The following is a 16,104-nucleotide window of genomic DNA, read 5'->3' on the forward strand; positions in this document are numbered from 1 at the left end:
CCATCTGAAGCCTTGGCGAAAGATGGTATCCCGCTCAGTTTGTCAAAGTAAATCGGAGCGAGGTACCTTACCAATACCTACTAAGTTTAGGTATGGCCTGAGATCCGGTCGAATTTTTTGCTCACTCTCGGGACGAGGAAGTCTTGTAGGCGCATTAATTGCTTTTTCAATTCGTACCGGAAATCCAAAGAATCCTCTTACTCGAAATGGATTCGATGTGTTGGGTTTATTTGATAAAGGAGGAAGTTTTACATCAATACCCGATCCGATAAGTTGTTTAAAATATTCATGTGAGACTTCAGCAAGCCTATAAGGTACCTGAAATAACATGACTCCTCCCAAAGCGGTAATCTGCCACATATTCTGCAACATTAAATAGTATAGAATTGGATCTGAAGGAATATAATCAGGATTCAGACCTCCTTCTGGACGAGATATCACAACATCAAATCCTGTAGAGGCTATTTCAACCTGCTTACCTCTGATTTGAGTCCAACATTCCACAGATGCAATGTTTCCATTAATGGTATGAATCACTCCCGGACCAAGTTTTTGATCCCATTTGGGATCGTGAGGAAAACCTAAAGATACTGCAACTCCTTTGTCATATCCAAGTGAAGCTGCTTCACCAACTACAGACTCTGTTGCCATTAAGTCGATTATGCTTGTGTAGCCTTTTTTTTTCGCACGTTCATGTAAAAATACCCCTAACATTGCAGAGTTATTTACAGATTGAAATGTTCTACCATACTCAGAGATCGAACTGCCATGAATTCCCCAACCCGCTCTTCTCCCTTTAGAAGGGGCGGACCATTTTTCCCTCGTTGCTTGAATTCTCATATCAGGGAGCTCTGCTGGACTTAGATGACGTGTGAGACTTCGATTTGAAAAATATCTTTCTCCGCTCATAATTTTAGTTAAAAAGTGAAATATTAATTTTACTATTATTTAATTTCTTAAGATCATTTTTGAATCGCACTGCTATATATAAACCAGACCGAAATCCAACGTTCACTTTTAGACGAAAAACCTCGAGCACATTTTTGTTATCTAGGAGAGTTGATTTCCCCAAAAATAGTTGTGTTTGTGGATTCCTATCTGACCGGTGTACTTTTAACATATGTTTATTTCATTCCCAACATGAGAGGAGATGGTAATACGGATGGGGATTCTTTTCTCTTACTAAGAACAACGGCATGGGTCATAAAACCATTTACAGACTCTGACCAATCGATGCTAAAACCTTTTTGTTTAAGCTTAGAAAAATACTTTTCAGCCTCAAAATATTGACATTGAGGAATTTGAAATAAGAATACTCCATCGTCATAACTGAGCAACCTCCAAGACTCTTAAAGCATGAAAAAGAGAGTTGAGGTTGTCAGTCTAGAATCCAGTATCCCTCCTTCGGGACGACAAATTATGATGTCAAAATATTCAAATCCTTTACTTTCCGCTACTTTTCGAATTTTTGACCATGTTTTCTTTATTGTTAAATCACCATTTAAATTACTACAAAACTCTCGATAAGGGCCACTATTTTTTCTAGGTCTGTATCCTAGAGATACTGCAAGACCAAAATTGATGCCATAGTCACGCACAGATTGTAAAACAGCTGCGTCGCTTGCCATTAGGTCTAATATTGTGGTTTTATTAGGTCTCGAGGCAATTATAGATAAAAGATTGTCAAGGTTTTCTGGTGCTAAAATTGAATTGAATGTTGTCCCATAATCTTCTAGTGATGAATGACGTATTGTCCAATTATTAAAATCATCTATCCCATCTTCTCTCTCACGTTTTCCAATAAACTTATTATGCTTCCTCACGTGAGTCAAGATACGAGGATCAAGAAACTGCGGTTTGGTAGGTCTTTCGGCTTTCATAATTTATGCAATGAAATACCTAACATTTTTGGGGTAGGGAGAAGTTTTGGTGCTTCTGGATTTCTTTGTAAATGTACAGACACTCCGTATATGTTCTGAAAACTCGATCCGATTGCAACCGTTATACCAGAAGTTGCGTTTAGTTTTTCTAAGTAGTCTACTCCTATGCCAAAAGTCATATGTGGTATCTGAAATAACAATTGCCCGTTTTGAGGACTTAAAATCCTCCATGCTCGTTGAAGTAGCTCAAAATGCATTGCGACTGAATTAGTAAAGTGGTGCAAGCCTCGGAGGGGCCTTGACAGAATCACATCAAAAGTTGGCACTGCATTTGCACGCATATGTTCATCTATTGTTTGCCAAGTTGATTGTTCGACAATATCTCCGTTAACAATCTCTATAACCGAAGCTTCTGCAGGAGGAAGACTGCCCAACCCAAATCCCAGCGAGACCGCAAGCCCGTACTTAAACCCAAGATCGGTAGCCTCTCGTACAGCCGTTTCCGCCGCGGCAATATCAAGAATACTTGCATTTGGATTATTTTCTACCGAAGCCTTCAAATGAAGACTTAGTGAAGTCTTTAATACGTCGCTAAATGTGTCGCTATAATCATTAAGACCGCTATCATGCGTGGCCCATGTACCTCGCCACAAACGACCTGGTTGAGACCATTTCTCCTTTATACCAATTTCCCTATTTCTCTGACGATCATCGGCAAATGGTATACCTCTAGATAGCATCTCTCCCACTCGTTTACCTGCACCAAAATATGCTTCGATCATGCTCCATTATATCAAATATGTCGCACTATAGGCTTGATTTAATTTTTGGACACCATATATTTCATTCATTTTTATCGAACGATATACCTTAGTTTTAAATCGAGTATAATATCTACATTGTGCTTTCAGTAGGCAGTAATCAATAGTCAGATTTAAATTAATAACTGACACCTGACATCTGAAAACTGATAACTAAGAGCAATGCCCTTTTAGTTCAGTGGCAGAACAGCGGTATCGTAAACCGTTAACGTCAGTTCGATTCTGACAAAGGGCTCATGACAAGACTAGATAGAATCAAATCAAAGAGATCTAAACAGCAAACCATTGTTTTGGTTGTTATTGGGGTGGTTGCGGGATGGTTTGTTCTTACGTCTGGTTTCTCGTTTCTTATTAATAGCTCTGTCTATGTAGGAAACCTGTTTGGTGGAGGGAAGAGTGAGTACGACTTCGGAACAGCTCCTAAGTTCTACAGTGTTCAGTTTGATGAAATTCCAGCCGCGACAAACAGCGCAGGACTCACGGTCTCTGGAGTGGCTGACAATTTGGATGAAATAAAATTCTACCTTAATGGAAAACTTACTAAAAAAATTAGGGTTGATTCTGATGGTAAGTTTTCCACCATTCTTAGTAATTACGATCAAGGAAATAATAGTCTGTATGCAATTGGAGCAAACAATAAAACCAGTGAAACAAAAAAAACAGATACTGTTTCGTTTTTATATATAACTACTAAACCAATAATCGAAATCTCGGAACCAACCGATGGATCTAAAACTCCACGTGACGAGATTAAGGTTTCCGGAAAAACTAATTCGGGCGAGGATGTGACCGTTAGAATTCAGGGACTTTTATCTACGGTTGACTCAAATGGAAATTTTCAGTCCTTCGTACGGCTAAAGGAGGGAGAAAATAAGATAAAGATTACGGTTAATGACACAGCTGGTAATTCCGAAGAAAAAGAAATCACCGTTTCTTACGAGAAGTAAGTCCTATAAGTATCGGCCAAAGGAACAGTACGAAGGGATGAAGAATAATATTATCAAACAGTGAATAAACCGAGATAAATACTCCTGATACCAAAGCGAAATCGCTCATTCTTCCAGTCAACCAAAACCAGTACAAAAATGCTCCCAATCCGACTACGCCACTTGTGACAGCAACGATGAGATATGACGAGTGAAACGATGCTCCTGCATGACTTAGGCCACGATTTAGCACAGAATCACTTGGCTTAAAGTATCTGATGCGGTTATAGCCGATCCCAATAAACTGATTTTTTAGGAAAAGTTTGAGTCCTGTTTGGTAGTCAGTAAGGCGCGACTCTACAGTAGACGTTCTGAGCAATTTCACTCCCTCACCAAACGGTTTAGGGGCCAGAACTATAAATCCAATCAATACACTTACAGCAAAGCCCAAAAGCTTTAGGTTTTTTTTGATAATCAGAGTCTGCACAACTACAGCGCTCGCAATCGAGACGAGGTATCCTCGAGAGTAGGTAAAAAGTCCCAAGATGAGGTATGCAGAGGGATAGATAAAGTTCTTAACCAACGAACTGAATAAATTTTTTCTAATCACCAAATATATCAGTATGAGTCCGTACACCGCACCGGCAACAGAGGTGTCGAAAAATTGACCGAATACTCTACTTTGATGTGGATCCCAACCAAGGTACTGTAGATTTCGTAGATTACCATAAAGAAAGTACTGAATCATCCCGAAGAATCCGAGTAAAAAAATAGATATCTGAACTAACTTTTTGGAAATAAAACCATTTTTAACACAATCTGTGATTATGTCAAAACCCAACAAGTATCCCACCAATCTAACCAAGTAGAGAAAACTGACAAAATTAGGAAAGGCTTGGACCCTAGCTATTCCAAGAAGAAATGTGACAAGTAGTATTCCTACTAGCGTTGTAGTTTCCTTTCTTAGTCTATAAATATACCGCTTGATAAAAAGCTGGTAAGCCACCCACGCAAAATACGGAATTTCGTATAGATAAAGATTTATTTCTTGTTGGTTGAATGAAAGTCGCCCTACCTGACCAAGCAAAAAACAAATAACTGACAGACTCAACAATATCATAGGACTTCGCCTGTAAAATTAATGCCGCAAGCAAGCTTCGACCTATTTCCTACAAACTCTTTTTTCTGTAGGGTACTCCTCGTACCTATGGACATATTCTGGTCGCGTAGTAGAGTCATAGATTTAAAAGCTTAGCCCTCACAAGAAACGAGTGGAAGCTCATCATAAATGAGTACACGAACCCTGCAGCACCGTCTAATATTCCTCCTCTCACAAAATAGGTATAGATAAATTTTCCAAAAGGATAGACGATCATCTTTATTAGCGAAAATCGAATATTATTAATTTTCAACTCCTTTGCTCTCAGCGTAGAGTACTCGTTAATAGAATTGAGAAAATCAGAGATAGTTGGATGCGGATAGTGATTTACAACGCCTTTTAAGATTCCGGTAGGCTCGTTCGTAATGAACTGTTCATGAACAGTTCCTTTCCATGTACCTGAGTTTTTTTTCAAAAGCCTTATAAATCCAATCGAACGTGCCTTTGCTGTTTCTCCATATTTTATTTCTTTACTCCAGAAATAGTCGTGACGTTTTATGTAGTACGCGGTTTTGGCATGGTCGTCGGAGATCGTCTTTGAGATTTCTTCGGCTAACTCTTTGGTGACGATTTCATCGCTGTCAAGAAATAGAAGCCATGCTCCAGAGGCAAGTGTTGAACCGAAGTTTCGTTGTTGTGAAAAATCACCGGCTAGTTCATGTTTAACGAGTGTAACCTTTTTTGCTGTTTGTACTTTCAATGTAGCAGATGGGTCCACAACCAAAATGACTTCATCTGCAAACTGCACAGAATCGATAGCTTTTTGTGTTGATTCTTCTCCTTTTGAAAGAACGATTGCTGAAAGTTTCATATCTAAAGTATACCCAAATTGCTTGCCATTTACTTATTTCAGGACAGAGACGTAAAATGATTTGATCCTTCGACCAAAAGCTGCCGAGTCGTATACGTTCTCTGCGCGTTTCCGAGCAACATTACCAAGCCGTAGTCTTTTTGAAGATGAGGCTACGAGATTAGTTAATTCTTTCTTGAGCGCTCTCGTACTACCTTCTGGCACTAGTATTCCTACCGATCCTAGGATTTCTGGGATGGATCCAGAGGAATATGCAACGATGGGTAATCCTGATGCCATTGCCTCTACTAAACTCATCCCGTACTGTTCCTCCCATGTTTTTGTCGTCTTGGATGGGATGACAAAAATATCAGCCAGTCGATACACCTCAGGCATTCGATCATACTGTACATTTCCTGCAACCAACAACTCAACATCTCCCTCTTCGATTAATTGATTAATCGAAGTTCTCAAATCTGAAAGTCCTTTCTCAACTACATCGCGTCCCGTAAAAAGTATTCGTAGTTTTCCACTTTTCGATCTAGAATTTACTTTAGGAGTTGGTTTAAATTTGTTGAGGTCTACCCCAAGAGGGATAACTGTAATTTTATTTGGATTTACTCCCTCGGCTTTTAAGCACTTCTTTGCGCGGTTTGTATAACAGATAAAATGATCGATATACTTCATGCTGAAATACTTAATTCGTTTTTTAGCTTCAACCGATTCGTTATTAAATGGAATTGTGTCCCAGCTGGTTGCAATTAACTTCTTGATCTTTCCCTGCTTTCTTAACATCGCAAGTTGATAGGTGTAGTAATAATGTGGGTCGGCCGTATGTACAATATCGAAGCCTTTAACCGCCTTCTCGAGACCAAATAGATAGTGCTTGTCACCGATAGTTCTGTTTGCGATCCAACTCGGAAATCCGAAATCAGTAAGAGATAGGAGCTTATCAACCGGAAATGAAAATTCTGAATGAATAGGCTTTTTCGATGCTATGCCGGTAACCTGTACTGTATTTGATAGCTCTGAATAATTCTGTCCTTCAAAATTATTAAGATATGCTCCCCTTACCAAGGCGACTTTCATGGTTAATAAAAGCTTGATAGTCTTGTAACATACTTGTCCCAACGGAATATGTCTAATACTTTATCTCGATTACCAATCTTCTTTGCTGTTGACGCATTTTTCATGTTATCTACAAAATCTTCGATCTTATCGGCAATATTTACAAAACTCTTAAACTCAGGAATGATCGCGGAGGTTTTGCCAATGACCTTGCAGTTCTGTGATAGCGCTTCAAGCACAGGAAGGTTATAGCTTTCGTATAAAGAAGCTGTGAGATACGCAGTGGAGTTTCGATATAATTCTCGAAGCTTTGCACGATCTGCCCTTACCGATCGAATCCTTAACTTTGGATCGACATATCTCTCATGATTTCCTACAAGAATGAGCTCGAAGTCTTCATATGCCTTTTGCTCTTTAAAAATAGTAAATGCCTGAACAAGATACTCAATGTTCTTTACCGGGTGATCCATTCCCACAAACAGGAAGTATGGCCTACTAGACGTAGTCATCTTTTCTAACTCAATCATGTCAAACGGCACTCCAAACGGAAGAACTACTGAAGTCTGGAAGCCAAACTGTTCGCTTAGTTCATGCTGAACTTTTATTGATGAAACGATGATGTTGCTTGCTCGTGACGTTGCGAACAACACCTGATCTTTTAGCGCCTCATACGAATCGGGGTATAGTTCTTTGTGATAATGAAATGAAAGACCATGCATGAATGAAACAATTTTCGCCTTACTGAACCAAGGAATGGCCTGGCTCAGGCCTAAGTAGATATTTTTTGAATGCATCATCTCTTCGATGCTTACCCGAACCGACATCCATGCAAACGAAGGTCGAAGTACTTTAAACTTTAGGTTATCAAACACTGGAAGATGAGAAGTTTTCTTATACAAATATCCCGTATATAAATTGCTCTGATCGAATCGTCCGAGGGCTTCCAGTATGTTATGCGTTACAACATAAGTGCCAAATTTATGTGCCCCACAGAGAGCTCCTGCATCAACCGATATTTTCATAAGCTTTTATGACGAGCGGAATCGTAATAGCTGTGTTCAACATTTCACACAGTACAGTAATTATCGCACTTGCATGATATGAAAACAAAGGAACAAAAATAACATTTCCAACTATGTTGACGAAAATCTGGAAAAGAAAAATTGCTACTACCCACTTTACCTTCTTAAGAAGATAGAGTACGTTCATGCAAACTGCCGATACCAACAGAAATGGGAGTGCGAAGATTACTACTCTGAAGGCCCAGATTCCCTGTACAAATTCCTTACCTAAGGCAAAAGGGAGAATAATAGGAGCGCTGAACCAAGAAAAAATGGCGATGCCCATACCTAAAATGAACAAGAGCGTTGAGTCTCGTATAATCTTTTTTTTAACTGCCGGTCTGTCTTCTTCAAGGTGTTGTTTGTATATTGGAGTTGCGGCAATGGTATAGCTTGACCCAACGAAAATAAGTGCCTCGAAAAATTTATAACCTGAAGCATATACGCCAACCTCATGTACTCCCTTAAAATACTGAAGAATGAGAAGATCAACTTTGAAGTATAGCCCTGCAAAAAAACTGAGAAGAATATACATATATGATTTCCTTGTGATATTTTTTAGGTAGCTCATCTTAGGTATTCCTATCTTCAGACGCATCATCTGTTTTGTTTTAAGCCAGAGATATAGTCCATAGAGACCAAACAGTATCCCCTCTGCTAGGAAGAGAGAGCGCATTCCAAATCGGCCAACCATCAGACCTATTAGAACAGCGATAAGGAATGTGTTGAAGAACAGTGAGTACAATGAGGCAAGATATGTTCGCGCAATTAGCGTGGTATATATGAGGAAACTTCCCGAAACTGCATTTGCGAGGACAACCGGAGTGCTAAGTGCTGTAAGGAGTAATAGTTCTGGTTGTCTAAATACACCGTAGGTGTAGATCAGCGTAACTATTGCAATGAAGATGCTTAGTACCAGCCGAACTGAAAATAATTTTGAGAACTCAGTGGTACTACCTTTTTTGAGATGAAAGATTTCATAGTTGGTTGTCCCCATATCTGCCAGTGGCATGAATAGTCCAATTTGTGCCCATACTAAGTTGTAGAGACCAAACTGATTGGCGGTGAAAAATCGTACTAAGAAAAGAAATAAGATGAAGTTAAGAATCTTTATTGCAAGTGACGAGAAGTTAAGTGTCATAAAATTGTATACAAACGGCCTTCTCTTAAGTTGATGAAAGATAAGGGGATAGTGCTCATAAAGCGTCTTTGGTAAGCGAATCAATTCGTATAGCCAATTCCTCAGTTCTGCGTTTTTTATAAAAAACCGTATCCAACTTGCCATTAACTGCCCATCTTTATCGACATTCGCTTTTGACATCTCGAGATGTTCATAGATAACCGAGCTAACTACTCCAACCCTGAGTCCAGCATTTATCGCTCGTTGAGAATAGTCAACATCTTCATAATACATATGGTATTGCTCGGACCAGAAACCAAGCTTTTTAAATGTCTTTCTTGTGAAAAGCATTAAAGACCCTGATACGAAATCAGTTTTTGAAAAATTTCCCTTTTTATCACGAGACAATCCTGCAGTTAATCTGTTCCGATCAATCTCACCGCCATAAAATATATCTCCATCTTGTTTGAAAGCATATCCCCAAAGATCAAAATGTTTCACTGCTTGGGATATTAATTTCTTACTCAGCCTAACATTCACCAAATCAGGATTTGCCACAATGTAGAGGTCGGGATTATCAAGTTTTGCTAAATTAAGCCCTTTGTTTACACCGTGCGAATAGCCTTCGGTACCCTTCCTGTTTACTACAATATGCGTAGAAAGTTTCCCTAATCGTTTTTTAGCAATAAGGCGAGCGAGTTTTTGCGCTAGTTTACTGGACTCAGGTATCGCAACAATAATCAACGCAATTTTCATTTCTTCAGGTTCTTAATTGCTAAGGACGAGTAAGTTAGAAACTCCATATAGGCAAAACCGAGATCTAGCGGTAACCTAAAAAATCCATCTTTATAACCTTTATCCTGAATTAATCTTGCCCAAAACATATGTACAGGGTAAAAAGTCACCTTCTTAAATGAGGATTGCTCTCCTTTCTTATACCTCTCAGTTGCTTCGTTAAGTGCATACGTGGTGAATTTTCCATACATCTGATGTAGCGTCCGATACGAGTAGTGCATTATAGGCGAACCAAGATTTACGAAGTGTTTTGAGTTTAAAACAAGCGACTCATGTACCGACACGTTTTTTATGTTAACTTTACGACGTTTCGCAAGTCGTAGCATACGATAATTTTCACCGCCATAGCGCAGTCGTCTACCAAGGAAATGATTCCGGAATGGAATGATGTAACCATCTGCAAGAATCTTTCGTCTTTTTAGACTTTTAATGGTACGAATTAATGAAGGAGAAACAATTTCATCCGAGTCAAGTGCCAGAACCAGATCTCCTGTGGCTCGAGACAAGGCTTTCGATTTATTTTTTCCGAGGTGATTTAATCGAGTTGCGATGGGATTTATATTGAAAGATTTGAGAATCGATAAAGTGCGGTCGGTCGAACCCGCATCCACCACAACTATCTCATCGGCAATGTCTTTGACACTTTTTATGGACTGAAAAAGGAGCTCGTCCGCATTGCGCGTCACCATGATAACGCTTAATCTATGTTTCACTTTTTTTGTGCAATTGCTAGAAGTAATCCACCATTATACAACCTCCATAACAGAGGTCTAAGAATGAGATATCCAATAAATAGAGCAGGTATCGTTAATATTTTTAGCAGTTTTCGAAAATATATATTTTGTATCCATTTATAGTTGCCTTGTAGACTAAGCCAGAAATCATTTCTATTTTCAAAGGATTCTAGGTACACCAAACGGAAACCTGAAATGTCAAAGATTTTCTTCAGTGATTGCCTTGAGAAATGAAAGTAGTGATCCTCTAGCATCCACCAAGGCCAGTTATTTGAGAGGAGTCGCATAGTGCTTTGATAGTTTGGTAGGAGTACTACAACATACCCCTTTTCCTTCAAGAGAATTCGAGTCTTCTGTAGAACCTCCAAAGGATCTTTAAAGTGTTCAAGCACATCCAAGAAAGTAATTGCTGAGTACGTACCTCTTCTTCCCCTAAAGTTCATGAACTGTTTCTTTACCCAAGTAACTCGCTTATTCCCTTCCAGGAAAAATGGTTTCAAGTGTGGCTCTATCATCGTAACCTTCAGATGTTTCTCACGGGAAATAAGATCTGAAAAAAGACCGAAACCACCTCCAACGTCGAGAATATTTCCTTCGCTCACAAACATACTCATTCTCTCTATTACTCGTTCAAACTTTTCTACATAATTATCAATATTTTTACGCACTGCAACAGGTGAGTAAAACCGCGAAGTACCATAAAGTATCTTTTTCGTGGTTATTAGTTTAGAGCTGATTCCGAGCTGACAACGAGGACATTCATAGATTAAAGTCTTCTTTACCCACGCCAGGTGTATCAAATCAGAACGTTTACAAAGTATGCATTGATTCATAAATATGTTGCTAATATAACCCGATATTAAATTTTTGTAGATTATAGTCAATGGACTCAACCTGAGCAACCGATAAACTTTCGGAATGAAAATTACACGATGTCCGATTTGCCAAAGTGTCACAACGAGAAACTATGCAAAGAGAGATAACTATTCATATCGTCACTGCATAAAATGTAATCATGTATTCCTTTTTCCGATACCCTCTTCATCATCGCTTCTAGATCTGTACTCGGGAGATTATGAGTTTCGAGTAAATGCTACCGCAAGAAATAGATTCGAAAAACAAGCCGATACCATCCTGAAGAATATGAGGCGGCTCAACCCTCAAGGTAAGACTCTCCTTGATGTGGGAGCAGGTTATGGCACCTTCGTGGAGATGGGACTCAGAAATCAACTGAAGGCGGTTGGGATAGAACCTGCGCGTAATCTATATCGGCAAGCAAAAACTAGGCTGGGAGATAAGATAATTCACACAGATCTAAATGAATTTGTAAAAAGGAATAATAAACTCTTTGATTTCATTTCATTAATACATGTGGTTGAACATGTGGAAAATCCGGCCATTACTCTTTCCACTTTATATCAGTTACTCAAGCTAAATGGTGTCCTCTATGTCGAAACTCCTAATATCGATAGCTTCCTCTCCGATGCAGAAAAATCCAACTACACATTTCTCACTCCACCAGATCATCTTAATTTGTTTTCTTCTAGATCTTTCAAAACATTACTTAATTCCTTAGACCTACCTTTGAAAGCAAGTTATTCCACCTACAGTTATCCTGAGCATTTCGTAGGTATTTTGAGATCATCGAAATCAAAGCTGTTTCACAACCATGTTTCAACCATTGGAAGCACTCAGAAAACAAATACGAAGAATAACGATACGGTCTCCGATCTTCCATTTTTTGATAGGGTAGTGGCCCCAGCACTTACTCCCCTCTTGAACATTGGAAATAGGGGAAGCATACTTCAGATATATATTCAAAAAATGAATTGAAGTCGAGGCATCGGTTGCTATAATGATGAAATGCTAAACTTTCTGTTAATTTTGTGGCTTCTCTTTTTTCCGTTATCTGCAATTGCACAAGAAACCACTCCCGCCGACTCCCTTACGCCAACTGTTACTGACTCCATCACCCCAACTCCAACTCTAACACCAACTTCTGAACCTACCGCAACTCCTGTACCAACAAGCACGACAGAACCATCAAGCCCAACAAGTACACCAGTACCCGCAGTAATATCTAAACAAGTGACCTTGCCTACGAAAAAACAATCAGCAACCACTCAACAGTCGGGTGGATTTGGTAGTGATGGTCTTGTTGAGGATAAGGATACTCCAAACCAAGGAGGTCTCTCAAACGGACAAACCTTAGGAAGCGCAACTTTGGATGTAAATAACGCAGGTGATAAAGATCTACTTGGAACTCTTATTTTTCTAACGGCAGCTGCCGTACTCGTCGTTTGGACAACATACGCAGTTCTGGTTCAGAAAGGAATCATTAAGACAGAGAAGAAACCGAAGAATCTTGGTGGAATTACTCCCCGACCACTTGATTAGGTGAAGGCTCAACGATCTTCATAATTGCACGAGCAAGTTTTTCTGGATTATGACGAATGAGACTTCGTTTTAGGGCATCACTCTTCGATTGAGTGCTCTGTTCGGATCCTAAAAAGTCCTCCCGAATAACCTTGAGATTTTCACTGTCCTCGAGATCGTTCTTCACCGGAAACTCATGCTGCTCTTCATAGAGCTTGAGAACTTCTGCGGGAAGGAGCCCATCGTTCACGATTACATAATCTATGGGAGCATGTAGTAAATACTTCTCAAGAACCCGTAAATGGTCCTGTGCTGAGAAACCGTAGGTCTGACCGTACTTGGTCATTAAGTTCAGCGTATAGATCTTTTTAGCTGAGGAGTTTTTGATCGCTTCTGCAATCCCTTGTACGAGAACGTTCGGGAGAATACTTGTATATAAATCTCCTGGCCCTATGAGAATATAGTCAGCTTCCTTTATTGCTTGTAGTGCGTCAGGATTAGCTACTCCGTTCGGTTCTAAATATAATTTATTAATTTTGAGTGTCCCGTCATGCTTCGGCTCATCAATGAAATGCTCCTCATTGAGAATGAGTCCATTCTCGTATTCAGCAAAGAGATGTGTATTCGTATAGGTCACCGGAACCACGGTTCCATTAATTCGTAAGATCTGCCCTGTTTTGGCAATTGCATCTTTTTGAGATCCTAGGATGTCAGAAAGAGCTGCCATAAAGAGATTTCAAAGGTCATTCCAGAAATTCCTTCTCCCTTTTCAAAACGATACATGAAGAGTTTGCGCATCAGTTCCGATTCTCCGTCTTCTGCTGCGAGCGCAACAAGACAGGAACGAATATCCGAAGTTGGCAGCAATCCAAACTCATCTCTGATACGCTTATTGCTCCCTCCCGAATCACTCATCGAAACGATCGCAGTGAGATGTACTGGATATCGTGTAAGTCCTTTGAGAATTACAAACTTCCGGTCCCTCCTCCTAAAACAACAATGTTTTCTTTTTCATCTCTATTTTACCGTAACTGATTTTGCTAAGTTCCTTGGTTTATCTGGATCCTTCAAGCCTTTTTGCGAGAGCAGTGTAGTAAGCGAGTAGTTGCGAAACAACAATCTCTAAAATTAAGGTCGAGTCGCCTGCATCATCGACATTAAAGTAAAAGTCAAAAAACCGGATGAGGTTTTGGGCTCAAACCGATGATATAGCCACCACGTGCGCTTACTTCCTGAGCATTTGAGATGATCTCATCATAGGTTTCATCAAGGGGCAGAACAAAGACCGGCGTCCCCTTTCTCCACGAGGGCGATTACACCGTGTTTCAGCTCGCCACCAGCGAATCCCTCAGCATGAAGGTAGCTAGTTTCTTTTAACTTCAGGGCGAACTCCAGAGCTGCAGGGTAAGACAAACCTCTTCCGAGAACATACATATGCTCTTTTTTTGATAGATTCTTTGCGAGTTTCTTTATCTTCGATATGTATGCAGGTAACAATAACTTCTTAATACCCAGAGCTGTTTTCTCAAGAGATCTTCTTCCCTCCTCTGCTTTACCGGCAAGCGTAGATGCGGTGTAAAGGAGAACAGAGATCATCGCAGTGAATGCCTTGGTCGATATTACCGCTTTCTCGGGACCCGCTCCAAGCAATAAACGAAAGTCGGTGATACGGTAGAGGGTTGACCCAAGTACATTGGTGACCACTGCAGTCTGAGCTCCTCGTTTTTTAGCATGTTGGACAGGTTGCACAACATCGATCGTCTCACCGCTTTGAGTTATTGGAACGATGAGTGAGTCCTTTGTGAGATAGTCCTCTAAATATCCGAATTCCGACCCAATTGCATTATTTACATGGCTTTTTGCAATTCGAGAAAAGAGATATGTTCCTGCTAGCGCAGCGTATGAAGCTGTGCCACATCCAATGAAGAAGGTTCCTTTGGCTTTCTTGATTTTGCTTGCTAGAGCCGCTACCTGTTTTCCGTACATTGTCGCGATATTGAGGATTACTTGGGGTTGCTCATGAATCTCTTTAATGAGAAAGTGGGGATATTTACCTAAGGATGCCGACTCTACCTTCCATGTAATCTTCTGAAACTCAAATTTTTTCTTTTTTCCGGAAGGTAACTCAATAACATGCATTTCCGATTCAGAAAGAATTGCCATTTCATTATCATCAAGAAAGTACAGATCTCTAGTATATTTGAAGATACCAACTGCATCGGAAGCGACATAGAATTCTTTTTTACCCTGCCTACCGGCAGACAGACTCTTTCCGATTACAAGTGGTGAGCCATTCTTTACGCATACGATCTCCTTCGAAAGAGTGTACATAACCACGATCGCATTCAGTCCTTTGAGTTGATTGAAGGCATTCCGTACTGAGGTCGCAAATCCCTGCCCATTCCTGAGTTCAAAATCGATAAGGTGAGGAATGACCTCAGAATCTGTATCAGAAACAAAATCATAACCATGCTTTATGAGATTCTTTTTAATCTCAATGAAGTTTTCGATGATTCCGTTATGAACCACAGCTATCGTTCTTGCTTTATTGGTGTGGGGATGCGCATTTGCTACAGTTACTCCGCCATGAGTTGCCCAACGGGTATGGCCAATTCCAAGTGAGCTTGCTGAAAGGGATATGGTTGCGTCTCCGATCTTTCCAATGTGCTTTTCCGAAGTTATTTTCTTATCATGTTTAATGCTTATCCCCCAGGAGTCGTAGCCTCTATACTCGAGCGTCTTGAGTCCATCAAGAATCATCTGGGCTGTGTTTTGCTCGTGACCAACGTAGCCAAAAATTCCGCACATATAGGTATCAATTGTACTTAATTATTGTGGGAATCACGCACGAGAATAATCTTGTTGAGGTCGTCAGGTTGAGAGGTCTGTTTGAATCCCAGTTTCTCATGAAGTTGTATTGAGGTAATATTATCGGCAGAGACCTTTGCCCATACATACTGCGATTCAAAACGATCGAATAACTGAGTATAAAACCAAACACCAAGTCCTTTACCTCGTGCAGTACTGTAGAGTCTAATTGCGCAAGTCTTTGTAAATTTCTTTTCGCTCTCTGAATCGAGTTTGAGGATAAAATCTGCCGGAATAGATTTTGTCTGAAGCCATGCAATCCCGAGAAGCTCCTCATGAATATCCGTGAGAACAATATATTCAGGATTCAACTGAAGCCAATTTTTTGTTGATTTCTGTGTACTAAATCGCTTACGATCTGAGGTCCATTTTGCAAGAACAGGATCTGTGTTCGAGTATCGAATCAGAGTGTCGATTTGAGAGTCGTTCAGTGTGTCCGTAATTAAATAGTCTTCTATATTCTCCACACCATATTGTACTAAATGGAGGTTCGTAGATATGCAATT

At 39.9% G+C, this 16,104-nt stretch carries 16 protein-coding genes, 1 tRNA gene and 1 pseudogene; 4 read left to right on the forward strand and 14 right to left on the reverse strand.

Features of this window, described 5'->3' with window-relative positions; all coding sequences use genetic code 11:
• Positions 1–42: 42 nt before the first annotated feature.
• The 3 genes from IPH70_02700 to IPH70_02710 form a co-directional block, all read right to left on the reverse strand.
• Entirely contained in the window at positions 43–909 is an 867-nt protein-coding gene (locus IPH70_02700; GenBank protein QQR64387.1) for a hypothetical protein, read from the reverse strand.
• Positions 910–1,349: 440 nt separating this feature from the next.
• The gene (locus IPH70_02705; protein QQR64388.1) at positions 1,350–1,880 is read right to left on the reverse strand and encodes a hypothetical protein; all 531 of its coding nucleotides are present in this window, start codon (positions 1,878–1,880) and stop codon (positions 1,350–1,352) included.
• Positions 1,877–2,662, reverse strand: coding sequence for a hypothetical protein (locus IPH70_02710; GenBank protein QQR64389.1), 786 nt, complete (start codon positions 2,660–2,662; stop codon positions 1,877–1,879). The genes IPH70_02705 and IPH70_02710 overlap by 4 nt, the downstream gene beginning before the upstream one ends.
• A 203-nt stretch (positions 2,663–2,865) precedes the next feature.
• Here IPH70_02710 and IPH70_02715 point away from each other — a divergent pair.
• Positions 2,866–2,936 (forward strand) — tRNA-Thr (locus IPH70_02715).
• Between the two features lies 1 nt (position 2,937).
• Complete coding sequence (locus IPH70_02720) at positions 2,938–3,648, forward strand: hypothetical protein (protein ID QQR64390.1); 711 nt, start codon at positions 2,938–2,940, stop codon at positions 3,646–3,648.
• On the opposite strand, the gene IPH70_02725 is transcribed toward IPH70_02720, so the two are convergent.
• The 7 genes from IPH70_02725 to IPH70_02755 form a co-directional block, all read right to left on the reverse strand.
• Complete coding sequence (locus tag IPH70_02725) at positions 3,626–4,747, reverse strand: O-antigen ligase family protein (protein ID QQR63406.1); 1,122 nt, start codon at positions 4,745–4,747, stop codon at positions 3,626–3,628. The two genes, IPH70_02720 and IPH70_02725, sit on opposite strands and share 23 nt — an antisense overlap.
• Positions 4,748–4,862: 115 nt before the next feature.
• On the reverse strand, positions 4,863–5,597 hold the full coding sequence (locus IPH70_02730) for a glycosyltransferase family 2 protein (protein ID QQR63407.1): 735 nt from the start codon (positions 5,595–5,597) through the stop codon (positions 4,863–4,865).
• A 33-nt stretch (positions 5,598–5,630) separates the two neighbouring features.
• Positions 5,631–6,665 (reverse strand): glycosyltransferase family 4 protein, encoded by a 1,035-nt coding sequence (locus tag IPH70_02735; protein ID QQR63408.1) that lies wholly within the window; start codon positions 6,663–6,665, stop codon positions 5,631–5,633.
• A 2-nt stretch (positions 6,666–6,667) separates the two neighbouring features.
• Positions 6,668–7,666 carry a glycosyltransferase gene (locus IPH70_02740; GenBank protein ID QQR63409.1) on the reverse strand — a complete coding sequence of 333 codons (999 nt, stop codon included), beginning with the start codon at positions 7,664–7,666 and terminating at the stop codon, positions 6,668–6,670.
• Positions 7,650–9,581, reverse strand: a complete 1,932-nt coding sequence (locus tag IPH70_02745) for a polysaccharide biosynthesis C-terminal domain-containing protein (GenBank protein ID QQR63410.1) — start codon at positions 9,579–9,581, stop codon at positions 7,650–7,652. Before IPH70_02745 ends, IPH70_02740 begins: the two co-directional genes overlap by 17 nt.
• A complete protein-coding gene (locus IPH70_02750) occupies positions 9,578–10,333 on the reverse strand; it encodes a glycosyltransferase family 2 protein (GenBank protein ID QQR63411.1) in 756 nt (251 codons plus the stop codon). Before IPH70_02750 ends, IPH70_02745 begins: the two co-directional genes overlap by 4 nt.
• On the reverse strand, positions 10,330–11,022 hold the full coding sequence (locus IPH70_02755) for a class I SAM-dependent methyltransferase (GenBank protein ID QQR63412.1): 693 nt from the start codon (positions 11,020–11,022) through the stop codon (positions 10,330–10,332). Before IPH70_02755 ends, IPH70_02750 begins: the two co-directional genes overlap by 4 nt.
• A gap of 250 nt (positions 11,023–11,272) precedes the next feature.
• On the opposite strand from IPH70_02755, the gene IPH70_02760 reads away from it, so the two are divergent.
• Entirely contained in the window at positions 11,273–12,187 is a 915-nt protein-coding gene (locus IPH70_02760; protein QQR63413.1) for a class I SAM-dependent methyltransferase, read from the forward strand.
• 30 nt (positions 12,188–12,217) lie between these two features.
• Positions 12,218–12,751 (forward strand): hypothetical protein, encoded by a 534-nt coding sequence (locus tag IPH70_02765; GenBank protein ID QQR63414.1) that lies wholly within the window; start codon positions 12,218–12,220, stop codon positions 12,749–12,751.
• Here IPH70_02765 and IPH70_02770 read toward each other — a convergent pair.
• From IPH70_02770 to IPH70_02785, 4 genes and pseudogenes are all read right to left on the reverse strand, one after another.
• Positions 12,729–13,457 carry a YvcK family protein gene (locus tag IPH70_02770; protein ID QQR63415.1) on the reverse strand — a complete coding sequence of 243 codons (729 nt, stop codon included), beginning with the start codon at positions 13,455–13,457 and terminating at the stop codon, positions 12,729–12,731. The two genes, IPH70_02765 and IPH70_02770, sit on opposite strands and share 23 nt — an antisense overlap.
• On the reverse strand, positions 13,433–13,696 hold the full coding sequence (locus tag IPH70_02775; protein QQR64417.1) for a YvcK family protein: 264 nt from the start codon (positions 13,694–13,696) through the stop codon (positions 13,433–13,435). Before IPH70_02775 ends, IPH70_02770 begins: the two co-directional genes overlap by 25 nt.
• Before the next feature lie 51 nt (positions 13,697–13,747).
• Positions 13,748–15,538: pseudogene (glmS, locus tag IPH70_02780) on the reverse strand (glutamine--fructose-6-phosphate transaminase (isomerizing)).
• Between the two features lie 17 nt (positions 15,539–15,555).
• Positions 15,556–16,065 carry a GNAT family N-acetyltransferase gene (locus IPH70_02785; protein QQR63416.1) on the reverse strand — a complete coding sequence of 170 codons (510 nt, stop codon included), beginning with the start codon at positions 16,063–16,065 and terminating at the stop codon, positions 15,556–15,558.
• Positions 16,066–16,104: the final 39 nt, after the last annotated feature.

The sequence above is a fragment of the Candidatus Roizmanbacteria bacterium genome (assembly GCA_016699265.1).
GTDB lineage: Bacteria > Patescibacteriota > Microgenomatia > UBA1406 > GWC2-37-13 > CAZLQR01.